General features: G+C 74.7%; 21 protein-coding genes. 5 read left to right on the top strand and 16 right to left on the bottom strand.

Annotated elements, in window-relative coordinates; translation table 11 throughout:
- The first annotated feature begins 149 nt into the window (after positions 1-149).
- Positions 150-632, top strand: coding sequence for a GtrA family protein (locus tag HCN56_RS11890; protein WP_167970188.1), 483 nt, complete (start codon positions 150-152; stop codon positions 630-632).
- On the opposite strand, the gene HCN56_RS11885 is transcribed toward HCN56_RS11890, so the two are convergent.
- From HCN56_RS11885 to HCN56_RS11870, 4 genes are all read right to left on the bottom strand, one after another.
- The gene (locus HCN56_RS11885; protein WP_167970186.1) at positions 554-1,882 is read right to left on the bottom strand and encodes a sensor histidine kinase; all 1,329 of its coding nucleotides are present in this window, start codon (positions 1,880-1,882) and stop codon (positions 554-556) included. The two genes, HCN56_RS11890 and HCN56_RS11885, sit on opposite strands and share 79 nt — an antisense overlap.
- Before the next feature lie 16 nt (positions 1,883-1,898).
- Positions 1,899-2,576, bottom strand: a complete 678-nt coding sequence (locus tag HCN56_RS11880) for a response regulator transcription factor (RefSeq protein ID WP_167970184.1) — start codon at positions 2,574-2,576, stop codon at positions 1,899-1,901.
- 138 nt (positions 2,577-2,714) lie between these two features.
- Complete coding sequence (locus tag HCN56_RS11875) at positions 2,715-3,194, bottom strand: ATP-binding protein (protein WP_167970182.1); 480 nt, start codon at positions 3,192-3,194, stop codon at positions 2,715-2,717.
- A 163-nt stretch (positions 3,195-3,357) separates the two neighbouring features.
- Positions 3,358-3,738 carry an STAS domain-containing protein gene (locus HCN56_RS11870; protein WP_167970180.1) on the bottom strand — a complete coding sequence of 127 codons (381 nt, stop codon included), beginning with the start codon at positions 3,736-3,738 and terminating at the stop codon, positions 3,358-3,360.
- 249 nt (positions 3,739-3,987) lie between these two features.
- Here HCN56_RS11870 and HCN56_RS11865 point away from each other — a divergent pair, with 249 nt between their 5' ends.
- Both HCN56_RS11865 and HCN56_RS11860 read left to right on the top strand, forming a co-directional pair.
- Positions 3,988-4,899 (top strand): RNA polymerase sigma factor SigF, encoded by a 912-nt coding sequence (locus HCN56_RS11865; protein WP_167970178.1) that lies wholly within the window; start codon positions 3,988-3,990, stop codon positions 4,897-4,899.
- Positions 4,900-5,211: 312 nt separating this feature from the next.
- The gene (locus HCN56_RS11860) at positions 5,212-5,907 is read left to right on the top strand and encodes an MOSC domain-containing protein (protein ID WP_167970176.1); all 696 of its coding nucleotides are present in this window, start codon (positions 5,212-5,214) and stop codon (positions 5,905-5,907) included.
- A 230-nt stretch (positions 5,908-6,137) separates the two neighbouring features.
- On the opposite strand, the gene hutI is transcribed toward HCN56_RS11860, so the two are convergent.
- From hutI to HCN56_RS11835, 5 genes are all read right to left on the bottom strand, one after another.
- Positions 6,138-7,382, bottom strand: coding sequence for an imidazolonepropionase (hutI, locus tag HCN56_RS11855; RefSeq protein ID WP_167970174.1), 1,245 nt, complete (start codon positions 7,380-7,382; stop codon positions 6,138-6,140).
- Positions 7,383-7,440: 58 nt separating this feature from the next.
- Positions 7,441-8,826: a formimidoylglutamate deiminase gene (locus HCN56_RS11850; protein WP_167970173.1), complete on the bottom strand. Its 1,386-nt coding sequence runs from the start codon at positions 8,824-8,826 to the stop codon at positions 7,441-7,443.
- On the bottom strand, positions 8,817-10,043 hold the full coding sequence (locus HCN56_RS11845) for an allantoate amidohydrolase (RefSeq protein ID WP_167970171.1): 1,227 nt from the start codon (positions 10,041-10,043) through the stop codon (positions 8,817-8,819). The genes HCN56_RS11850 and HCN56_RS11845 overlap by 10 nt, the downstream gene beginning before the upstream one ends.
- Positions 10,040-11,785, bottom strand: a complete 1,746-nt coding sequence (hutU, locus tag HCN56_RS11840) for a urocanate hydratase (protein ID WP_167970169.1) — start codon at positions 11,783-11,785, stop codon at positions 10,040-10,042. The genes HCN56_RS11845 and hutU overlap by 4 nt, the downstream gene beginning before the upstream one ends.
- Positions 11,786-11,988: 203 nt before the next feature.
- A complete protein-coding gene (locus HCN56_RS11835) occupies positions 11,989-12,888 on the bottom strand; it encodes a MurR/RpiR family transcriptional regulator (RefSeq protein ID WP_167970167.1) in 900 nt (299 codons plus the stop codon).
- A gap of 300 nt (positions 12,889-13,188) precedes the next feature.
- Between HCN56_RS11835 and HCN56_RS11830 the strand changes: the two genes are divergently transcribed.
- Complete coding sequence (locus HCN56_RS11830) at positions 13,189-13,719, top strand: hypothetical protein (RefSeq protein ID WP_167970165.1); 531 nt, start codon at positions 13,189-13,191, stop codon at positions 13,717-13,719.
- A 30-nt stretch (positions 13,720-13,749) separates the two neighbouring features.
- Here HCN56_RS11830 and HCN56_RS11825 read toward each other — a convergent pair whose 3' ends face one another.
- Together HCN56_RS11825 and HCN56_RS11820 are read right to left on the bottom strand one after the other, a co-directional pair.
- On the bottom strand, positions 13,750-14,670 hold the full coding sequence (locus HCN56_RS11825) for a universal stress protein (protein ID WP_167970163.1): 921 nt from the start codon (positions 14,668-14,670) through the stop codon (positions 13,750-13,752).
- Between the two features lie 117 nt (positions 14,671-14,787).
- Entirely contained in the window at positions 14,788-15,861 is a 1,074-nt protein-coding gene (locus HCN56_RS11820) for an Acg family FMN-binding oxidoreductase (RefSeq protein WP_312871191.1), read from the bottom strand.
- Positions 15,862-15,970: 109 nt separating this feature from the next.
- On the opposite strand from HCN56_RS11820, the gene HCN56_RS11815 reads away from it, so the two are divergent.
- Complete coding sequence (locus tag HCN56_RS11815) at positions 15,971-16,393, top strand: hypothetical protein (RefSeq protein ID WP_167970161.1); 423 nt, start codon at positions 15,971-15,973, stop codon at positions 16,391-16,393.
- A 73-nt stretch (positions 16,394-16,466) separates the two neighbouring features.
- Here HCN56_RS11815 and HCN56_RS11810 read toward each other — a convergent pair whose 3' ends face one another.
- From HCN56_RS11810 to HCN56_RS11790, 5 genes are read right to left on the bottom strand one after another with little or no spacing between them, the layout of a single operon-like run.
- Positions 16,467-17,885 carry a GH1 family beta-glucosidase gene (locus HCN56_RS11810; RefSeq protein WP_167970159.1) on the bottom strand — a complete coding sequence of 473 codons (1,419 nt, stop codon included), beginning with the start codon at positions 17,883-17,885 and terminating at the stop codon, positions 16,467-16,469.
- Complete coding sequence (locus HCN56_RS11805; RefSeq protein WP_167970157.1) at positions 17,882-18,892, bottom strand: ABC transporter ATP-binding protein; 1,011 nt, start codon at positions 18,890-18,892, stop codon at positions 17,882-17,884. Before HCN56_RS11805 ends, HCN56_RS11810 begins: the two co-directional genes overlap by 4 nt.
- Positions 18,889-20,025: an ABC transporter permease gene (locus HCN56_RS11800; RefSeq protein WP_167970155.1), complete on the bottom strand. Its 1,137-nt coding sequence runs from the start codon at positions 20,023-20,025 to the stop codon at positions 18,889-18,891. The genes HCN56_RS11805 and HCN56_RS11800 overlap by 4 nt, the downstream gene beginning before the upstream one ends.
- A 2-nt stretch (positions 20,026-20,027) precedes the next feature.
- Positions 20,028-21,008: an ABC transporter permease gene (locus tag HCN56_RS11795; RefSeq protein WP_167970153.1), complete on the bottom strand. Its 981-nt coding sequence runs from the start codon at positions 21,006-21,008 to the stop codon at positions 20,028-20,030.
- Positions 21,005-22,267, bottom strand: a complete 1,263-nt coding sequence (locus tag HCN56_RS11790) for an ABC transporter ATP-binding protein (RefSeq protein WP_167970151.1) — start codon at positions 22,265-22,267, stop codon at positions 21,005-21,007. The genes HCN56_RS11795 and HCN56_RS11790 overlap by 4 nt, the downstream gene beginning before the upstream one ends.
- Positions 22,268-22,442: the final 175 nt, after the last annotated feature.

Raw genomic sequence — 22,442 nt, 5'->3', positions numbered from 1 at the left:
GGACCTCGCCGAGGCCGACGGCGGACGGCTGGAACTCCTCCAGCGGCAGCCACCGGTCTTCGCCCTGTTCCTCCTGCGGGTGGCACGGCGGCGCACCGGGGTTGCGGATGACCCGGCGCGGACGGTCGCGCCGCCCTAGCATGGCGGGCATGACCGACAGGCTCCCGTTGCCGCTCCGGCTGCGCCGGCTGGCTCGCGAGGCGGCCAGGTTCGGCACGGTCGGGGCGTTCGGGTTCCTGGTGAACGTGGTGGTCTTCAACCTGTGCGCCCAGGCGGCGGGGCTCGGCCCGCTGCAGTCGGGTGTCCTGGCGACCTCGGCCGCGATCTGCACCAACTACCTGGGCAACCGCTACTGGACGTACCGGCACGCGGACAAGACGCGCCGGCGCCGGGAGGCGTCGCTCTTCCTGCTCTTCTCCTGCGTGGGCATGGTGATCGAGAACGGTGCGCTGGCCCTCTCGCACTACGGTCTCGGCTTCACCTCGGCGCTCGCGGACAACGTCGCCAAGAACGTGGTGGGCCTCGGGCTGGCCTCGCTGTTCCGGTTCTGGTCCTACCGGACCTGGGTGTTCCGCGGCGCGCGGTCGTCGGCCGGGCCCGTGGACGGGGCGCCGGCCCGCGTGGACGCCTGACCGCCCGGCCGGTCGCCGCCGGACTCCCGCAGCAGGAACAGGGCGAAGACCGGTGGCTGCCGCTGGAGGAGTTCCAGCCGTCCGCCGTCGGCCTCGGCGAGGTCCCGCGCGACCGCCAGGCCGAGACCGGTGGAGTTCTGGCCGCTGACGGAGCGTTCGAAGACACGGCTGCCGAGGGAGTGCGGCACGCCGCGCCCGGCGTCGGTGACCTCCACGACGACCTGGTTCCCGGCGGTCCTCGTCCGCAGCGCCACGGTGCCGGCCCCGTGCATGAGAGCGTTCTCCACCAGCGTCGCCAGCACCTGCGCCACCGCGCCCGGGGTGCCGACGGCCCGCAGCCCCGGCTTGCCGGAGTGGACGATGACGCGGCCGGCCGCCCGGTAGGCGGGGCGCCACTCCTCGATCTGCTGGAGGACGACGCCGTCCAGGTCGAAGCTGACGGCGGAGCCGAGCCGCGGGTCGCGCGAGTTGGTGAGGAGCCGCTGCACCACGTCGGTCAACCGCTCCACCTGGGCGAGCGCGATGGCCGCCTCCTCCTTGACGGTGTCGTGGTCCTCCGTCTCGATGATCTCCTCCAGCCGCATCGAGAGGGCGGTGAGCGGGGTCCGCAGCTGGTGCGAGGCGTCGGCGGCGAGCCGCCGCTCAGCGGTGATCATGCGGGCGATGCGTTCCGCGCTGGCGTCGAGGACGTCGGCGACGCGGTCGAGTTCCGCGACCCCGTAGCGCCGGTGCCGCGGCCGGGGGTCGCCGGAGCCGAGGCGTTCGGCCGCCTCCGCGAGGTCGGTGAGCGGGGCGGCGACCCGGTGGGCCTGCCGGACGGCGAGCAGCAGCGCGGCGGCGACGGCGAGCAGCGAGACGGTGACGATGACGGTGACCGTCCGGGTGATCTCGCCGGCCACCGCGGAGCGGGGCTGGGAGACGGTGACGGTCTCGCCCTGGGCGCCCTTCTCCGAGGCGGAGACGACGCGGCCGTCCGGCTCCTCTCCGATGGTGATGATGTCGGCGCCGTCCAGCTCGATCAGCACGTACCGGTCGCTCGGCGCGGACGTCCGCATGGTGCGCTCGGTGACGGTCTCCCCCGCGACCAGCCGCCCCTCGACGACCGCCACGAGCCGGGCGGCCTCCGACTGGAGCCGGTCGCGGGCGCCGGACTCGATGGCGCGCGTCTCCACGATGCCGAGGGAGATGCCGAAGACCGCGATGACCACCAGGACCACGGAGAGCGTGGAGGTGATCAGACGACGTCGCATCGGACGGTGGCCCCGCTCACTTCTTCTCGAACCGGAAGCCGACGCCGCGCACGGTGGCGATGTACCGCGGGTTGGCCGCGTCGTCGCCGAGCTTCTTGCGCAGCCAGGAGATGTGCATGTCGAGGGTCTTGGTCGAGGACCACCAGGTGATGTCCCAGACCTCCCGCATCAGCTGCTCGCGGGTCACGACCCGCCCGGCGTCCCGCACCAGGACGCGCAGCAGGTCGAACTCCTTGGCCGTGAGGTGGAGTTCGTCGTCGCCCATCCAGGCGCGGTGGGACTCGATGTCGATCCGCACGCCGTGCACCACGGGGACGGGCGCCGACTCGGCGGTCCCGCGCCGCAGCAGGGCGCGGACCCGCGCCAGCAGTTCGGCGAGGCGGAACGGCTTGGTCACGTAGTCGTCGGCCCCCGCGTCCAGGCCGACGACGGTGTCCACCTCGTCGGCGCGGGCGGTCAGCACCAGCACCGGGAGGGTCAGACCGTCGGCACGCAGCCGCCGGCAGACCTCCAGGCCGTCCATACCGGGCAGGCCGAGATCGAGGACGACGAGGTCGACGTCACCGTGCAGCCCGGCCTGGAGGGCGGTGGGCCCGTCCTCCCGGACGACCACCTCGTACCCCTCCCGTCGTAGCGCCCGGGCCAGTGGTTCGGAGATGGATGCGTCGTCCTCGGCGAGCAGTACGCGGGTCATGGCCCGATGGTAGACCTCGGCTCCGACGCCGCGGGGGCCCGCCGTCCGCGTGGCGGAGGCGGTGGGGGCGCACACCCCCGGACACACGACAGTGCCCCCGCGTCGGGCGCGGGGGCACTACCGGGCGACGACCGGGGGCTACAGACCGGGGGCGGCCATGTCCGCCCAGACGATCTTGCCCTGGCCGTCGGGGTTGCGGATCACGCCCCAGTCCAGGCTGAGGCGCTGGACTATGAAGATGCCGTGGCCGCCGGGGCGCCCCGGGGCGCGGCCTTCGCGGGGGACCGGAGCACCGTCACCGGGGTCGGTGACCTCCAGTCGCAGCAGCTTGGGACGCCGTCCGACCCGCAGCTCGTCGGGTCCGGCGGCGTGCAGGCACGCGTTGGTGACGAGTTCGGAGACGACGAGCAGGACGTCGTCCGCCGCCGCCTCCAGGTCGGGATTGGTGGTGGGCAACCACCCCCAGTCGCACAGCGCCTGTCGGGTGAAACCCCGGGCCCGCGCGACCGTTCCGCTGACACCGAGCAGCTTCAGCCGCCGTACCTGTTGGGTGACCTCGGCAATATGCCCGGGGAACTCTGGTCCGGCCCCTGAAGGAACCGACTGGGCCGCACTCATGTGCTCCTCACCTCACCGATCACCGGGATCTGTTCCCCCGTAACGGACCGGGCTGCCTCCTGGCTCGTCCGATGTGTGACTGGTCTCCTGCCCTGTTGTCCGGGAGGAACACGTGCCGGATCAGGTGAATCCCGCGCGGTGCGTCCCGGACCTGCGGAACCGCTCACTCCGCAGCGACGTGGGCCAGGGCCTCGTCCACGGTGCCGTGCACGGGGAAGACCGATTCTGCTCCGGTGATCTCGAAGACCCGGGCCACGGCGGGCTGCATGCCCGCCAGGCCGATGACGCCGCCGGCCTCCTCGGCCGCCATGCGCGCACCCAGAAGGACGTTCAACCCGGTCGAGTCGCAGAACTCCAGGGCCGAACAGTCGACAACGATTCGATAACGGCCCTCGGCGAGGCACGCGTCGAGTGCGTCACGCAGCAGATCGGCCGAATGGTGGTCGAGCTCGCCCTCGACGGCGACCACGAGTCCAGCCCCTGGACGACGCACCTCCACCACGGCATTGCGCCGCTGCACGCTGTCGGGCAGGCCGCGCTCCATGCACACCCCTTCAGTCGGTACCGGGTACTCGGTAACTTCGAACATTAGCCGGTGAAATCCCACCAGGACACCCAGCCAACCGTGGCATTGCGGACCTTGTACCCATATCGGACTTGCCTGTTTGGGTACTGGCCCGGTAGGGCTATACGAGACATGATCGCTACGAGTCGGCTTCGGAGGCGCCGCAACCCACCTCAGATCGCGGCTTGGGCAGCCTGAAACGCCGGACTACCAACGGAGGACTGGACCATGTCACTGTCACCCGCCCCCCAGACCGAGAACACCCTGACCGCTCCCGCGGACGAGGTGGACGAGACCGCTGCCGTCCTCGACGACGAGCGCGACTCGCTCGCGGCGCTCGTGGACGAGCTCCCCGACATCCCCTTCGACAAGGTCGCCCCCATGGACGCGCGCGCGCTGTCCAAGAACCTCTTCGAGCGCCTGCGCTCGGTGGAGGAGGGCACCGCCGAGTACTCCTACGTGCGGAACACGCTCATCGAGCTGAACCTCGCGCTGGTGAAGTTCGCCGCGTCCCGCTTCCGCTCGCGCAGCGAGCCGATGGAGGACATCGTCCAGGTCGGCACGATCGGCCTGATCAAGGCGATCGACCGCTTCGACCCGGACCGCGGCGTCGAGTTCCCCACCTTCGCCATGCCGACCATCGTCGGTGAGATCAAGCGGTTCTTCCGTGACACCTCCTGGTCGGTGCGGGTCCCGCGCCGCCTGCAGGAGCTGCGGCTGGACCTCGCCAAGGCCGGCGACGAGCTCGCGCAGAAGCTGGACCGCGCGCCGACCGTCGCCGAACTCGCCGAGCGCCTCCAGCTCTCCCACGAGGAGATCATCGAGGGCATGGCGGCCTCCAACGCCTACACGGCCAGCTCGCTGGACGCGCAGCCGGAGGAGGACGAGGGCGAGGGCGCGCTCGCGGACCGCATCGGCTACGAGGACCACGGACTGGAGGGCATCGAGTACATCGAGTCCCTGAAGCCGCTGATCGCCGAGCTGCCCCCGCGTGACCGCCAGATCCTCTCGCTGCGGTTCGTCGGCAACATGACGCAGAGTGAGATCGGCGAGGAGCTGGGCATCTCGCAGATGCACGTCTCTCGTCTGCTCGGCCGGACCCTCAGCAGGCTGCGTCGAGGGCTGCTGACAGAGAGCTGAGCACCACCGCGCCGCGCCTCCACCCGGGGGCGGCAGGCGCGTGACCCCGGGCCCGGCGCCGCTGAGGCCGTTCTCCACCGCTTCCGTGCGATGAGCGGTGAAGAACGCTGTCAGCGCGTCGGGCCGTCGGCGTGCCCGGACGCGGCCGCGGGCGCGCCCGGCGGACGCGACCGCGAACGGCGCGGGCGGAGCTGCCCGGCTGTAAGGCCGTCCGGCCGTCCGGCCGTCCGGCGACGGCGGCGACGAGCGGGCCGGCGTCCGAACCGTGGCAGCCCGGGGCACGCGGCCGGGCCGGCTGGCTAGGCTCGGCCCATGGACTCCTCCACGGCACTCTCCCCCCGGATTCTCTCGGTCAACGCCGGCCGGCGGCGCCCGACGGAGCACACCAGCTGCCCGGACGGCACGACCGGGATCGACAAGCGCCCCGTCGCGGGCCCCGTCGAGGTGCGGCCGCCGGACGGCCCCAAGGGCGTCGGCGGAAGCGGCGTCGCCGGTGACGAGATCAGCGAGCTGCGCCATCACGGCGGCTACGACCAGGCGGTCTACGCCTTCGCCCGCGAGGACCTGGACCGCTGGGAGGCGGCACTCGGCCGCACCCTGGCGCCCGGGGTCTTCGGGGAGAACCTGACCACCGCCGGGATCGACGTGACCGGGGTGCGGGTCGGCGAGCGGTGGCGGGTCGGCGACGAGCTGGTCCTGGAGGCCACGGCGCCCCGCATCCCCTGCCGGACCTTCGCCGGCTGGCTGGGCGAGCGCGGTTGGGTGAAGCGCTTCACCCAGGACGCCGCTCCCGGCGCGTACTTCCGGGTGCTCCACCCCGGGGTGGTCTCCGCCGGCGACGCCGTCGAGGTGCTGCACCGTCCCGACCACGAGGTCACCATCGGTTTCTACTTCCGCGCGCTGACCCTGGAGCCGGCGCTGCGCCCCCGGGTGATCGCGGCCGGCGACGCGCTGCCGGCGGACGAGCAGGAGAAGGCACGCCGCTGGGCGGCCGCCCCGGCGGTCTGACGCGCGACCGGTACGCACCCGCCCGGCGCGCGGACCGGTGGATCGCCGGGCAGGGGGTGCGAGCGGGAGCGCGGCAAAGCGGGCGGGCGAGGCCGCACCGGACCCACTCGATCGGGCGACGCGGTCAGCCGCGCCCCGCTCGTCCCCCCCGCCGTGCCGGTACCACCGGCGCGCACGCCCAGCGCGCGGATGCGCCGCGACGGCCGCCGGTCCGCCGCGGGGCGGCGCGGTCAGCCGGTGGGGCGGCCCCAGGCGTGGCGGCCCGCCTGCCAGACGTCGGTCACCAGCGGCACGCCGGGGCGGTAGGCCAGGTGCACGGGTGAGGGGGCGTCCAGCAGCGCCAGGTCGGCGCGGGCCCCCGGCCGCAGGGTGCCGATGTCGGTCCGGCGCAGCGCCGCGGCGCCGCCTGCGGTGGCGGCCCACAGCGCCTCGTCGGGCGTCATGCCCATCTCGCGGACCGCCACGGCGATGCAGAACGGCATGGAGCTGGTGAACGACGAGCCGGGGTTGCAGTCGGTGGAGAGGGCGACGGTGGCGCCGGCGTCGAGCAGCCGGCGGGCGTCGGGGTAGGGCGACCGGGTGGAGAACTCGCACCCGGGGAGCAGGGTGGCGACGGTCGGTTCGGGCGCGGTGGCGGACTGGGCGAGCGCGTCGACGTCGGCGTCGGTGAGATGGGTGCAGTGGTCGGCGGAGGCGGCGGCGAGGTCGACGGCGATGCGGACGCCGGGGCCGGGCCCCAGCTGGTTGGCGTGGACGCGGGGGGTGAGCCCCTTGGCGCGTCCCGCTTCGAGGACGGCGCGGGTCCGGTCGCCGTCGAAGGCCCCGCGTTCGCAGAAGGCGTCGATCCACCGCGCGTGGGGTGCGCAGGCGTCGAGCATCGGTCCGGTGACCAGCGCGACGTAGCCGTCGGGGTCATCCGCGTACTCGGGGGCGACGATGTGCGCGCCGAGGTAGGTGACCTCGTCGGTGCGGGAGGCGGCGACGCGCAGGGCGCGGGCCTCGTCGTCGGCGGTGAGGCCGTATCCGGACTTGGTCTCGGTGGTGGTGGTGCCCTGCCGCACCATCTCGGCGAGGTGGCGGTCGAGCGTGGCCGCCAGTTCCTCGTCGGTGGCCGCGCGGGTGGCGGCGACGGTGGTCCGGATGCCGCCGGCGCTGTAGGGCCGGCCGGTCATGCGGGCGTTGAACTCCTCGGTGCGGTCCCCCGCGAACAGCAGGTGGGAGTGGGAGTCGACGAAGCCGGGGACGACCGCGCACCCGCCCGCGTCGTGGTGACTGTCAGTAGCGGGTGCTCTACTGGATTCACCGATCCACGCGATGCGGTCGCCCTCGATGACGAGGGCGGCGTCGCGGAGCGTGCCGAGCGGTCCGGTGCCGTGGGAGGGGTCGTTGGTGGTGAGGTGGGAGATGTTGGTGACGAGGGTGGTGGGGCCCGCGGGGGCGCGGTTCCCGGTTGCGGTCCGGTGGGTGTCGCTCATCGTCGCGGTGGTCTCCGTGGCGGTGGGTGGGCGGCGGTCGGAGGGCGGGAGCGGCCGGTCAGCCGCGCAGCGCCTCCACGGCGTCGGTGAGCGCCTCGGGAACGCGGGGCACCAGCTGGTGGTCGCCGTCACGGACGATGTGCCGTCCGCCGACGACGGTGTGCCGGACGTCGGCCGCCGTCCCGGCGAAGACGACGGTCTCGGCCGCGAGCCGGGGGCGGGCCCCTGCGGTGCGGACGCTGTCGAGTGCCACGGTCGCCAGGTCGCAGGGGGCGCCGGGTGCGATCCGGCCGCCGTCGGGCCGGCCGAGCGCGGCGTGGCCGTGGCGGGTGGCGGCGGTGAGCAGTTGGTGGGCGGTCCAGTGGCCGCGGCGGCCGGTGCGGAGCCGCTCGTCGAGTTCGACGGCGCGGGCCTCCTCCAGCAGGTCGATCACGGCGTGGCTGTCGCTGCCGAGCGAGATCGGGCTGCCCGCGTCCCGGAGGGCGACGGCGGGCCCGATGCCGTCGGCGAGGTCGCGTTCGGTGGTGGGGCACATGCAGACCCCGGTGGTGGTGGAACCGAGCAGGTCGATGTCGGCGGCGGTGAGGTGGGTGGCGTGGACGGCGGTGGTCGACGGGCCGAGGAGGCCGTGGTCGGCGAGCAGCCGGGTCGGGGTGCGGCCGTGGTGGGTGAGGCAGTCGGTGTTCTCGGCGGGCTGCTCGGAGAGGTGGACGTGGAGCGGGGCCCGCCTCTCCCGTGCCCAGTCCCCGACGACGGACAGCTGGTCGGCGGGGACGGCCCGCACGGAGTGCACGGCGGCGCCGAGGACGGTGTCCCCGCCCGGGTCGAGGGCGTCCACGCGCCGGGCCCAGGCGAGGGCGTCACCGTCGCTGAAGCGGGTCTGGGTGGGTCCGGGCGGCGCGCCGAAGCCGGCGGAGAGGTAGCAGGTGTCGAGGAGGGTGAGGCGCACACCGGCGGCGGTGGCGGCGGCGGCGAGCGCCTCCCCCATGGCGTTCGGGTCCTGGTACCGGCTGCCGCCCGGCGCGTGGTGCAGGTAGTGGAACTCGCCGACGGCGGTGATGCCGGCCAGCGCCATCTCGGCGTAGACGGCCCGGGCGAGGTCGTGGTAGCTCTCCGGGGTGAGGCGGTCGGCGACGGCGTACATCGTCTCGCGCCAGGTCCAGAAGCTGCCGGTGGCCGCGGCGGCGTCGTCCGGGGCGGAGCTGCCGGCGGGCGGGGCCTGCGAGGTGCCGCGCAGCGCCCGGTGGAAGGCGTGGCTGTGCGCGTTGGCCAGGCCCGGGAGGGTCAGCCCGTGGAGCGGGACGGCCCCGGCCGGCGGGTCGGTGACGCCGGGGGTGACGGTGTCGATGCGGCCGGCGGCGTCGGCGGTCACGAGGACGGCGGGCCGCACCTCGTGGTCGATCCAGGCGTGCTCGACCCAGTAGGTCTGCGGAGTCAGCGGCATGCCAGTCCCTCCAGCACCTCGGTGAGTGCGGTGACCCCGGCCGTGCAGTCGTCCTCGTCTGCGCTCTCGGCCGGCGAGTGGGAGACGCCGGTCGGGTTCCTCACATACATCATCGCGCTGGAGAGCTCGGAGGACAGAATTCCGGCGTCGTGGCCGGCGCCGGTGGGCAGGACGGGCACCGCCTCGGGGCGGTCGCCGCCGAGGAGGCCGGCGAGCCGGTCGCGCAGCGCGTTGTCGAACTCCACGACGGGGGTGAACGATTCGCGGGTCACCTCGACCCTGACGCCGTCGCGGCTGCCGCGCTCCTCGGCGGCGGTCCGGATCTCGGCGACGACCCGGTCGAGGGTGTCCTGGTCGGCGGCGCGGGAGTCGAGCCAGCCCCGAACGAGTGAGGGGATGGCGTTGACGCCGTTGGGTTCGACGCCGACCTTGCCGAAGGTGGCGAGCGCCCCGGCGAGGCGCGCCTTCTTGCGGGCGGCGAGGACGGTGTTGGCGTAGGTCAGCATCGGGTCGTGGCGGTCCGCCAGCCGGGTCGTGCCGGCGTGGTTGGCCTCGCCGTGGAAGTCGAACCGCCAGCGGCCGTGGGGCCAGATCGCGGAGGCGACGCCGACGGCGTGGTCGGTGTCGGCCAGGGCGCGGCCCTGCTCGACGTGGAGTTCGACGAAGGCGCCGATGCGGGCGAGGCGTTCGGGGTCGGGGCCGATCGTCGCGGGGTCGTGCCCGGCGCGTTCCATCGCCGTGGCGAGGGTGACGCCGTCGGCGTCGGTGAGGCGGCGGGCGTCCTCGGGGGTGAGCCGTCCGGCGCTGAGGCGGGAGCCGACGCAGGCGAGGCCGAACCGGGCGCCCTCCTCGTCGCCGAAGTTGACCACGGCGACGGGCCGGGTGGGGCGGGCGCCGCGGGCGAGGAGTCCGTCCACGGCGGCGAAGGCGGAGACCACACCGAGGGGGCCGTCGAAGGCGCCGCCGTCCGGGACGGAGTCCAGGTGGGAGCCGGTGACGACGGCGTCCCGGCCGTTCGGGTCGCCGAGCCACGCCCACTGGTTGCCGTTGCGGTCGGTCTCGTACCGCAGCCCGCGGTCCTCGGCCTGGGCGCGGAACCACGCGCGGCAGTCGGTGTCGGCGCCGGTCCAGGCGTAGCGGCGGTATCCGCCGGAGGTGGCGTCGCGGCCGACCGGGAGCAGGTCGCGCCACATCTCGTGGAAGCCGGCGGGGCTCATCGGCCGGCCTCCCCGCTGCCGGCGGCGGTGCTCTCGGTCCCGGCGGTGCCGTCGCTGCCGGTGGGCGGGGTGTCGCCCTCGCGCATGGGGATGCGGACACCCTCGCGGCGAGCGGTCTCCTCGGCCTCCGGGTAGCCGGCGTCGACGTGGCGGATGACGCCGGTGCCCGGGTCGTTGGTGAGGACGCGGCGGATCTTCTCGCCCGCCAGCGGGGTGCCGTCGGCGACCGTGACCTGACCGGCGTGGAGCGAGCGGCCCATGCCCACGCCTCCGCCGTGGTGGATCGAGACCCAGGAGGCGCCGGAGGCGACGTTGACCATGGCGTTGAGGAGCGGCCAGTCGGCGATGGCGTCGGAGCCGTCGGCCATCGCCTCGGTCTCGCGGTACGGCGAGGCGACGGAGCCGGTGTCGAGGTGGTCGCGGCCGATGGCGAGGGGTGCGCTGATCTCGCCGGTGGCGACCATGTCGTTGAACCGCTCGCCGGCGCGGTCGCGCTCGCCCTGGCCGAGCCAGCAGATGCGGGCGGGCAGGCCCTGGAAGGCGACCCGCTCCCCCGCGAGCCGAATCCACCGCGCCAGCCGCTCGTTCTCGGGGAACAGCTCCAGCACGGCGCGGTCGGTGGCGGCGATGTCGGCGGGGTCGCCGCTGAGCGCGGCCCATCGGAAGGGGCCCTTGCCCTCGCAGAACAGCGGGCGGATGTAGGCCGGCACGAAGCCGGGGAAGTCGAAGGCGCGGGAGTAGCCGGCGAGTTGCGCCTCGCCGCGGATGGAGTTGCCGTAGTCGAAGACCTCGGCCCCGGCGTCCTGGAAGCCGACCATGGCCTCCACGTGGCGCGCCATCGACTCGCGGGCGCGGCTGGTGAAGTCGGCGGGCTTCTCGGCTGCGTAGGAGGCCATCTCCTCGAAGGCGACACCGGTGGGGAGGTAGGCCAGCGGGTCGTGGGCGCTGGTCTGGTCGGTGACGATGTCGATGGGCGCGCCCTCGGCCAGCAGCCGGGGCAGCAGGTCGGCGGCGTTGCCGAGCACGCCGACGGAGAGCGGCTCCCGCTTGTCGCGGGCGTCGGTGGCGAGCCGGAGGGCGTGCTCCAGGGAGTCGGCGCGGACGTCGAGGTAGCGGTGCTCGATGCGGCGCTCGATGGCGCGGGGGTCGCAGTCGATGCAGAGCGCGACGCCGCCGTTCATGGTGACGGCGAGCGGTTGGGCGCCGCCCATGCCGCCGAGACCGGCGGTGAGGGTGATGGTGCCGGAGAGCGAGCCGTCGCCGCCGCGGGTGCGGGCGAGCTTGGCGCCGACGGCGGCGAAGGTCTCGTAGGTGCCCTGGAGGATGCCCTGGGTGCCGATGTAGATCCAGGAGCCGGCGGTCATCTGGCCGTACATGGTGAGGCCGAGGTGCTCCAGGCGGCGGAACTCCTCCCAGTTGGCCCAGTCGCCGACGAGGTTGGAGTTGGCGAGCAGCACGCGCGGCGCCCACTCGTGGGTGGTGAGGACGCCGACGGGGCGACCGGACTGAACGAGCATGGTCTCGTCCTGCTTGAGGGTGCGCAGCGTGCGGACCATGGCGTCGTAGGACGCCCAGTCGCGGGCGGCGCGGCCGGTGCCGCCGTAGACGACGAGCTTGTCGGGGTGTTCGGCGACCTCGGGGTCGAGGTTGTTCTGGAGCATCCGCAGCGCGGCTTCCTGCTGCCAGCCGAGGGTGGTGAGCTGGTTGCCGCGCGGCGCGCGTACGGGTCGGGGTCCTGACATGGCCGCTGCCTCCCGGGTGCCGGTCCGGGCCGGCGGGCGCGGGCGCGTCCGGTGGCCCGGGCGGGTGCCGCGGCCGCGGGGCTCGGGCCGATGACGGTGCCTGACGAGTAGTATTCACTCACTCTACGGACTGAATAGTTCCAGTCAACAACGCCTCGGGGACCGGCGTCACCGGGTTGCCCGGGGCCCGGGGTCCCGTGGGCTCAGTCCAGGAACAGCCCGCGTTCCGCGGCCCGCGCGTCGAACCGTTCCAACCGCGCCTGCGCCTGCGGCAGCGCGTCGCACATCGTCTCCAGCAGCACCCGGCCGAGCATCATCGGCGCGCAGGCGGTGTCGAAGGTCAGCGCCCGCCCGACGGCGGCCGGCAGCAGCAGGTCCCCGGACTGGACGACGGGGACGAACGCACCGTCCGCGACGATGACCACGCCGAGCCCGGCCGCCCGCGCCACGTCCAGCGCCTCGGCGACCTCGGCCGGGTAGCGGGGCAGGGCGAAGCAGAGCAGCTCCGTCGCCCCGGCGGCGACGGCCGCGTCCAGCCGGTCGGCGAGCATGGTGCCGCCCTCGTCGAGCACCCGGACGTCGGGGTGGACCTTGGCGGCGAAGTAGGAGAACCCGCGCGCCTGGGCGGCGGCGGCCCGCAGCCCCAGGACCGGCAGCGGACGCGAGGCGGCGAGCCGGCGTCCGGCCTCGGCGACCGGCCCGGCGTCGGCGAGCAGGTCGGCCAACCGCCGCAGGTGCGCGATCTCGGCGTGCACGGCCTGCTGGTGGGCGTTGAGCGGCGGCGCGTCCGGCTCGGCGGGCTCCGCGCCCTGCGCGGGGCCGGCCCCGGCGGCGGTCGATCCGGCGCCGGGGTCGCCGGGCGCGCGCAGCGTCTCGCGCAGCTTCCTGCGCAGCGCGGGGTAGCCGTCGAAGCCGAGCGCCACCGCGAAGCGGGTGACGGACGGCTGGCTCACCCCCGCGAGCTCCGCCAGCTCCACGCTCGACAGGAACGCCGCCTCGCTCCCCTGGCGCACCATGCAGTGCGCGATCCGCCGCTGGGTCGGGGTGAGCCGGTGCCCCTCGAAGAGGGCCAGCAGCCGCATACTCGCCGTATCCACCTGCATAAGTCTATGCAGCGCCGGCGGGGGGCGCGCCGGGGCGTCGCGACCGGGCGCAGGGCAGCGGGTACCGGGCCCGGCCCGGACTGCTGCATCCGCCACGAGTGCTGCCCCCGGGGCCGCGGTGGTCTGCCTCCTTGTTCCTGGTGGGGGCGGGGCGCCCCTGGTAGCCAGGGAGTCCGCAGCTCCGGCGAGAGGCAGACCATGCACCGACAGCGCACGACCGGCACCGACGACGGCGCACGACGCGACCGCCCGGCACCGCGACGCCCCGCGGAGAACCCGCTCCATTCCGCGGTGCGGTCGATGCAGCACCGCGCGGGCAACGCCGCCGTGGCGCGGGCGCTCGACGGCCCCACCGCCGGGCCCGTGGTGCAGCGGTCCCCGCAGGCGGTGGTGCAGCGCGCTCCACGGACGGCCGATAGCGTGTCGATCGTGGAAGGTGAGGTGAAGGTGGCGCAGGCCGGAGAGCCCATCACGTACCCGGGGGTGGACAGTTGCCTGACCATCACCGCGACCCTGGCCGACGGCAGCCGGGTCGGTGCCCACGCCAGCCTGATGCAGATGGGCTCGGGATACCCCTCGGACCGCATTCTGGCAGCGATCGGACACGCAGTCGGGAATCAGCGGATCGACTACGTCGAGCTGCGGGGTGATCTGGACTCCTGGCACCCCGACTTCTTCGACGAGGGGTACGACAGCCGCTTTGCCAACAGCACGCCGATGCCGACGGGGACGCCGGCCCCGGGGAGCCTGGCGAGCAAGGTCGCGGCTGCGCTCGGTGTGGCGGCGGGTGCCGTGTCGGAAGTGCAGCAGCGAGGCACCATCCGGGTGTGACGGAGCCGGGGCGGGCGGGAGCCCCCCGGCTCAGGCCGCCTCGGCTGCACCGCGGCCGGCGGCGTCGGCCTCGGTGTCCGGGACGACGGCGACCGGGCAGCGGGCCCGGTGCAGCACCGAGCGGGCCACCCCGCCCAGGTGCGGCCCGGGCCGCCCGGTGACCTCCCGCCCGGCACCGACCACCAGCAGCGTGGCACGCTCCGCCGCGGTCAGCAGGGCATGGGAGCTGTTGCCCTCCTCGGTGCGGCGTCGCACGGTCAGTCCGGGGTGGGCGGCGGAGACCGGGGCGAGCGCGGTGTCCAGCGCACGGTCCGCGCGGTCGCGGTAGACGAGGCGCCACTCCGCCGCGTCCACCGGCACGTCGCCGACCCCGAGCGGCGGGGACTGCCACGCCGCGACGGCGCGCAGTGCGCAGCCGCGCCGCACGGCGGCCTCGGCGGCGAACCGCGCCGCGGCGGGGTGGTCGCGTTCACCCACCCCGAGCACCACGTCGGACGCGGCCCCGGCCTCCCCGACGGGCTCGCCCACGGTCTCGGGGACGACGACGACCGGGCAGTCGGCCCGGCCGGCGACGGCCAGCCCGACCGAGCCGCGCAGCATGTCGGCCAGCACGCCGTGCCGGCCGTCGGTGCCCACCGCGAGCAGCGCGGCGTGGGCCGCGGCGTGCGGCAGCGCGTCGCCCGGGTCCTCCCGCAGGGTGGTGGCCCGGACGGGGAGGCCGGGGGCGACCTGCCGGGCGCGGGCGGCGGCCGCCGTCAGCGGGTGCTCTCCGGTCTCCCGGGAGTTCCAGAGGACCGCGCGCACCACGAGCAGGGGGCGTCCGGCCCGGTCCGCCTCACGGGCGGCCCACTCGACGGCGCGGAGCGCGCCCTCCGTGCCGTCGACGCCGACCACCACCGGCCGCCGTGTCAGGAAGTTCCCCGACCCGCGGCCCGGGGTGAGACCGTCCATCACTGCCACCTCCGTCGTCCGTCACGTCGTGCTCCGTGCCCGGTCCTGCCTGCCTGCCGCGCACGGGCCGGCGGGCCGTGACCAGTACCCGCCGCCGGTGCGCCTGCCGCGCTCGCGTCAGTCGCCGATCGTCAGCACCTCCCGCAGCGGCCGGCGGGGGGTGCGAGCACCGGGCGGTCCGTAGCCGAGGCGCAGCACCATGTGCACGTGGCCCGGGCCCGACTGGGGGTCGCGGAGCAGCCAGCGCAGCTCGGGCCACTCCAGCGCCTGGGTGGCGAAGGAGGCCCGCAGGCCGTGGCGCGTCGCTTCCAGCAGGACGCGTTGCAGTGCCTGGCCGGCGAGCAGCCAGTCCAGCGGGTGGTCGCTGCGGGTGCGCACCAGGGCGATCTGCGGGTTCCGTTCGAAGTCGGCCGGGCGCCGCCCTGCGGTGGCGGCGCGGCCGGCGAAGTCGCGTACCGGGGCCGCTCCGGAGGCGCGCGGCGGGCCGAGGGCACCGACCGGGATGCCGTCCCGGGCGGCGCGGCCGCGGCCGGTCCGGGCCCCGGTCGTCCGTGGTGCGGCGGGTTCGACCCAGCGTTGCCGTTCCGCCTCGCGGGCCGCGTCCATGTGGTCGTAGCCCTCCGCGTCCCGCGTCAGGTCGAGGACCAGCTGTCGGTGCGAGGCGCCGGGGAAGGTGAGCTCCGCGCCTTCCAGCGCCGCGGCCTCGACCAGCTCCGCCCGGACCACGGGGGGCACCGGGCGGTCGGTGAAGGGCAGGCGGCTGGTGTGCCGGGCATGGATCGCGGGGTGGAGCACGGCGGGGGCGGCCGTCCGGGCGGCCGGCACACCCGGGAGCGGCGGCGCCGGCCCGTCGGCGCGGTGCGCGGGCCGGAGGCGGACGGACGCCAGCCGCTGCGGTTCCGGTTCGCCGCCGGGCAGCAGCGTGACCTCCGGGGCGAGACCGAGGCGCGCGGCGGCGACCCGGAGGTTGAGGAGCGCGGCCCCGCACCCCAGGTGCAGACCCCGCGTGGTGGGGTCTGCCAGCGGCATCGCGCGGTCGAGGTCGGCGTCGAGGTCGAGGGTGCCGGCGGCGCGGTGGTACCGGAACCGCCAGGGCTGCGCGTTGTGCATCGAGGGGGCGGCGGTGGCGTCGCGGACGAGCGCGACGACGGTCGCGTCGTCGTCGAGGATCGTGGGAGTCTGCGCGTCCACGGGGGCCTCCCTCGGCCGTCCCGCCGGGGCCGGTGGGCGGGCGGGCCCCCGGCGAATGGTGGGGGCAGCCCCCGTGTGCGCGAGCGCCGCGCGTCCTAGCCTCGTCGGTATGAGCAGCCGACGTGACCCCGACCTGGCGCAGGACCTCGCCGCCGCCGTCGAGACCCGCAGGGAGTTGGGCGAGGCCTACGACCAGGAGCTGGTCGAGGCCTTCGTGGCCAAGGTCGACCAGCGCATCGACGCCGTGGTCGACAAGCGGGTGCGGCGTCGGCTCGCGGAACACCAGGCGGCCGGGGGCGGCCGCGGCGGCGCCGCCGGGCGGCCGGAGTTCCGCGGCCCGAGCGGGCCGCTGGGACTCGCCCTGGCCTCGCTGCTGCTGGCGATCCCGCTGTCGGCGATCGCGGCGGCCCACGTCGGGCCGCTCGGACTCGTGGTGGCCTGGGCCGGCATCGTCGGGATCAACGCCTGCTACGCGATGTCGCGGCGCGTCGACCAGCAGCGGGCGCTCGACGGGCGCGGCGGCGGGGTGTGACACCCCACGTCGCGCGACCGTCCCGCCCCGCCGGGCGGCGCGGCGGGGCGGGACGGTCGCTGCCTGGCGGCGGTCACTGCCCGGCGGCCTCCCGGGTGAGGTGCACCGTGTCGCGGTACCAGAGCCCGCTGGCCTTCACGGTCCGGATCTGCGTGTCGTAGTCGACGTGCACGATGCCGAAGCGCTTGTCGTACCCGAAGGCCCACTCGAAGTTGTCCATCAGCGACCAGGCGAAGTAGCCGCGCACGTCCGCGCCCTGCGCCCGGGCGTCGGCGACCGCCCGGATGTGGCCGTCCAGGTAGGCGACGCGGTCGCCGTCGGGGACGGAGCCGTCGGCGGGGGCCGGGTCGTCGAAGGCGGCGCCGTTCTCGGTGACCACGGTCGGCACCCCGTACTCCCGCTCCAGCCGGACCAGCAGCCGGGTCAGCCCCTCGGGGACGATCTCCCACCCCATGGCGGTGCGCGGCCGGCCGTAGGGGACGTCGCGGTCCACCGGGCGGCCGTCGGGGCCGGTGGCGGCGCCGTGCTCGTCGGTGCCGGCGTGGCGGTGGCTGGTGTAGTAGTTCACCCCGAGCACGTCCAGCGGCGCGGCGATGGTCGTGAGGTCGCCGTCGCGGACCGGGAGGGTGACGCCCCGGTCGGCGAGGTCGGCGACGACGTCCTCCGGGTAGTGGCCGCGGAACAGCGGGTCGAGGTAGAGCCGGCCGCCGAGCCCGTCGGCGAGGCGCGCCGCGCGCCGGTCGGCGTCGCTGTCGCCGGCGGGGGCGTGGTCGCCGAGGTTGAGGGTGATGCCCAGTTCGAGGTCGGGGCCGCCCGCCTCCCGGAGCCGCGCGGTGGCGAGGCCGTGGCCGAGCAGCAGGTGGTGGGCGGCGGCCATCGCGTCGCCGAGGTCCCGGCGGCCGGGGGCGTGTTCACCGGTGCGGTAGCCGAGCCAGGAGGAGCACCACGGCTCGTTGAGGGTGGTCCAGTGCCGGACCCGGTCCCCCAGCGCGGCGTGGACGGCCTCCGCGTAGTCGGCGAACCGGAGGGCGGTGTCGCGCGCGGGCCAGCCGCCGGCGTCCTCCAGTTCCTGCGGCAGGTCCCAGTGGTACAGCGTCAGCCACGGGGTGACGCCGTGCTCCAGCAGCCGGTCGACCAGCCGGTCGTAGAACCCGATGCCGGCGGGGTTGACGGGGCCGGTGCCACCGGGCTGGACGCGCGGCCACGCCACCGAGAACCGGTAGGTGTCGACGCCGAGCCCCGCGATCATCGCGACGTCCTCGGGCATCCGGTGGTAGTGGTCGCAGGCGGTGTCGCCGTGCTCGGCGCGCACGACGGCGCCGGGGACGCGGCAGAAGGTGTCCCAGATCGACGGGGTGCGGCCGTCGACCGCCGCGGCACCCTCGATCTGGTAGGCGGAGGTGGCCACGCCCCAGCGGAAGTCGGCCGGCAGGCCGGGCACGGCCCGGGCGCCGGGAACCGGCTGGGTGGCGGCGGGCGGGGTGGTGGTCATGAGTCTCCCGATCCGTGCTCGTGCTCGGTGTGCAGCCAGCAGGCGACCGAGCGGTCGCCCGCGGGGGCGGGGGCCAGCGCGGGCACCCGCGTGGCGCAGGGGTCGAACGCCTTGGGGCAGCGCGGGTGGAAGGCGCAGCCGCTCGGCATGGACTTGAGGTCGGGCGGCGAGCCGGGGATGCCGGTCAGCTCGCGGCGGGGCCCGTGCAGCGCGGGGAAGGAGTGCAGCAGCCCGTGGCTGTAGGGGTGGCGGGCGTCGCGGTAGATCTCCTTGGCGCCGGCCTCCTCCACGATCCGGCCGCCGTACATCACGGCGACACGGTCGGAGAACTCCAGGAGCAGCGAGATGTCGTGGGTGATGAAGACGACGGAGAACCCCAGCTCCTCGCGGAGTCGGACCAGTTGCCGCAGGATCTGCCGCTGCATCACCACGTCCAGGGCGGTGGTCGGCTCGTCGAGCAGGACGATCTCGGGCTCCAGCGCCAGCGCCATGGCGATCATGACGCGCTGCCGCATGCCGCCGGAGAGCTGGTGCGGGTAGCTGCCCAGCCGGTCCGCCGAGATTCCGACGAGGGAGAGCAGTTCGGCGGCCCGGTCGTTGCGGGCGGCGCGGCTCGCCCCGGGGCGGTGCGCGGCGATGACGTCGGTAAGCTGGCTGCGCACGGTGTGCACGGGGTTGAGGGAGTTCATCGCCCCCTGGAAGACCAGCGAGATCTCCTGCCAGCGGAAAGCTCGCAGCTCCTCGGGGCCGAGGTCGAGGATGTCGACGGCCGGTCTGCCGTTGCCGGGCCGGTAGCGGACCTCGCCACCGGTGATGACGCCGGGCGGCGGCAGCAGCCGGGTGACGGCGTAGGCGAGGGTGGACTTCCCGCTGCCGGACTCCCCCGCCAGGCCGAGGATCTCGCCGCGGTGGAGGGTGAGGTTGATGTCGCGGACGGCGCGGACGGCGCTGTCGCCGAGGCCGTAGTCCACGTCCAGGCCGCGGATCTCCAGGACGGGGTCGGTCATCGGTGGGTCTCCTTGCCCGTGTCGGTGCCGGCGGTGCCGGCGGCCGGGTCCTCGGCGGTCGGGTCCTCGGCGGTCGGGTCCTCGGCGGTCGGGTCCTCGGCGGTGCCCGGGCGGGGTGCCGCCGGGCCGGCGGCGGGCGCGGGGGCGGGGGCGGTTGGGGCGGTGTCCGCGTCGCGCGGGTAGTCGCGGCGGACGACGGGGGTGAAGCCGATGCGCATCCGCACCGCACGGTCCTCCTTGCCGGGCGACCGCAGCCGGGGGTTGATGAACTCGTCGATGCCGAAGTTGATGAGCGCCAGGGCGGTGCCGAGCAGCGCGATGCAGAGTCCGGCGGGGACGAACCACCACCACGCGCCCTGCGCCAGCGCCTGGTTGGACTGGGCCCAGAACAGCACCGTCCCCCAGTTCCAGTCCGAGATGTCGGCGACGCCGATGAACGCCAGCGTCACGTTGGCGAGCACCGCGAAGATGACGGTGCCGATGAAGCCGGAGGCGATGACGGCGGTCAGGTTGGGCAGCAGCTCGAAGACGATGATCCGCGGGGTGGACTCCCCGGTGGCCTTGGCCGCCTGCACGTAGTCGCGGTTGCGCAGCGACAGCGTCTGGGCGCGCAGCACCCGCGCGCCCCAGGCCCAGCCGGTGAGGCCGATGATCGCGGCGATGGCGAGGTCCCCGGTGTCGGGGAGGAAGCTCGCGATGATGATGATCAGCGGCAGGCCGGGGATGACGAGGAAGATGTTGCTGACCGAGGAGAGCAGGTCGTCCCCGAGGCCACCGAGGTAGCCGGCGGTGACGCCGACGATGACGGAGAGCACCCCGGCGATGACGGCCGCGGTGAAGCCGACGACGAGGACGCCGCGGGCGCCGACCAGGATCTGCGAGAAGATGTCCTGCCCGGTCTGCGTGGTGCCGAACGGGTGCTGCCAGGAGGGTGGTTGCAGCAGCTCGGGCCCGCGGGCCGAGGGGTCGTGCGGCGCGATCCACGGTCCGATGACCGCGATCAGCACGAACCCTGCGAGGATCACCAGCCCGGTGAGGGTCTTGGGGTTGCGGAGGAACCGCATGCGGTCGCGGCGGGCGGGCACGGGCGACGGTTCCGCGGTGGTGACCGCCACGTCGGTGGGCTGCGCCATCGTCAGGCCTCCCTTCGGGTACGGGGGTCGAGCGCCATGTAGGCGAGGTCGGCGAGGAGGTTGGCGGCGAGCACCGCGAGGGTGATGATCAGGAAGACGCCCTGCATCATCGGGTAGTCCTTGGCGCCGACCGCCTGGAAGAGGCGGTATCCGATGCCGGGATAGGAGAAGACCATCTCCACCAGCAGCGTGCCGCCGACGATGAACCCCAGGGAGAGCGCGAAGTTGGAGATGTTCGGCAGGATCGCGTTGCGGGCGGCGTAGGAGAACATCACGCGGCGCTCGGAGAGCCCCTTGGCCTGCGCGACCAGGACGTAGTCCTCGCTGGAGACGCTGACCATCATGTTGCGCATGCCGAGAATCCAGCCCGCGACGGCGCTGACGACGATGGTGATGGCCGGCAGCAGCGCGTGGTACAGGGCGCTGGAGATGAACCCCCAGGTCATCCCGGGGACGACCGAGGCGTCGTGGCCGCCGGAGGCGGGGAACACCCGCCACTGCACGGCGAACACCGAGATGGCGAGGAGCCCCAGCCAGAAGTAGGGGATGGAGGAGATGAAGGTGGTGACGGGCAGCAGCCCGTCCAGCCAGGAGCCGCGGCGCCAGCCGGCGTAGATGCCGATGCCGGTGCCGAGGACGAAGCTGATCAGCGTGGTGACGCCCATCAGCGCCAGCGTCCACGGCAGGCTCTCGGCGATGATGTCGCCGACGCCGGTGGGGAAGAACGCGAACGAGGTGCCCAGGTCGCCGCGGAGCAGGTTGCCCCAGTAGTCGAGGTACTGCTGCCAGAGCGAGCGCTCCTCGTCGAGGCCGAAGAGGGTGTAGAGCGAGTCGATGGCCTTGGTGGAGAGCTGGCCCTGGAACCGGTTGATCAGCGCCTGCACCGGGTCGCCCGGCATCAGGCGGGGGATCACGAAGTTGATGGTGATCGCGGCCCAGGCGGTGACGGCGTAGAAGGCGAGCCGCTGGAGGAGGTACTTCACGGTGCCCCCTCCCCGCGGCCGCCGGTCTTGGCGAGCCGGTCGGCGCCCGATCGCCCGGCGGCGGCCGGGTCGCCGGCGGGCCCCGCGGCGAGGTCGGGGGCGAGCGGCCGACCCTCGTAGAGCCAGCACGCCGCCCACTGGTCGTCGGCGACGGCGAAGCGCGGCGGGGCCTCGGTGCGGCACCGGGCCATGGCCTTGGGGCAGCGCGGGTGGAAGCGGCAGCCCGCGGGCGGGGTGATGAGGCTGGGCGGTTCGCCGGGGGCGTCGCTCTCCGCCTCGGCCTCCGCGACCACGGCGGCCTCGTGCTCGGCCACCGCGTGGGCGTCGTCGCCGGCCCCGGTGAGCGCGGCGGGCAGTGCCGCGTCGGGGTCGGCCGGGGGCGTGTCGGTCGGGCCGACGCCCTCGGCGATGCGGTCGGGGTCGGGCGCGGAGGCGATCAGCAGCTGGGTGTAGGGATGGGCGGGGCGCTGGGTGACGGTCTCGCTGTCGCCGCCCTCGACCAGCCGTCCGGCGTACATCACCATCGTCTCGTCCGCGAAGTAGCGGGCGGAGGCGATGTCGTGGGTGATGTACAGGATCGCCAGCCGCATGCCCTCCTTGAGGTCCCGCAGCAGGTTGAGGATGCCCAGCCGGATGGAGACGTCGAGCATCGAGACGGGCTCGTCGGCGAGGAGGACCCGGGGCTGCGCCGCCATGGCGCGGGCGATGGCGACGCGCTGCCGCTGTCCGCCGGAGAGTTCGTGCGGGAAGACGTCGAGGTAGCGCGCGGCGGGGGTGAGGTGGACGCGGCCGAGGAGCTCGGTCAGCGCGGTCTCCAGCTCGGCGGCGTTGCTGCCGCCGCGCCCGTGGATGCGCAGCGCACGGGTCAGGTGGTAGCGCACGGTGTGCACGGGGTTCAGCGACCCGAACGGGTCCTGGAAGATCATCTGGACGTCGCGGCAGTACGCGCGGAAGGCGCGGCCGCCCCTGGCCCGGGCGTCCCTCCCGTCCAGCAGCAGTTCGCCGCCGGTCGCCGGGTAGAGCTGGGCCAGCAGCCGGGCGATGGTGGACTTGCCCGAACCGGACTCGCCGACGACGGCGGTGACGGTGCCGCGGCGCAGCCGCAGCGTGACGTCGTCCACGGCGTGGACGACGGGCCGCGGGCCGCGGCGGGCGAGGCCGCGCAGCCCGGAGCGGACCCGGAAGTGCTTGGTGAGGTGGCGCGCTTCCAGTACCACCTCGTTCCCGGTGGCGGGGGGATCTGCTGCTGGTGAGGACATCGGGACGCGGCTCCTGGGTCTCGGGTCCGGGGTGGGCGGTCGGGGTTGCGGCCGGTCGGCTTCGGCCGCGCCGGGGCAGGCCGCACACCGGGCAGGGCCGGTGCGACGTCGGCCCGGCCCGGCGGCGCGGTGCGGTGCTGGGGGTGCTGCGGCCCGACGAGCAGACGGTGGTCGC

Origin of the sequence: Streptomyces lonarensis, from assembly GCF_012033735.1 — a bacterium.
In the GTDB taxonomy this organism is placed as follows: Bacteria; Actinomycetota; Actinomycetes; order Streptomycetales; family Streptomycetaceae; genus Streptomyces; species Streptomyces lonarensis.
The sequence above is the reverse complement of the archived record's forward strand: the minus strand, read 5'-3'. Positions and strand labels throughout refer to the sequence as shown.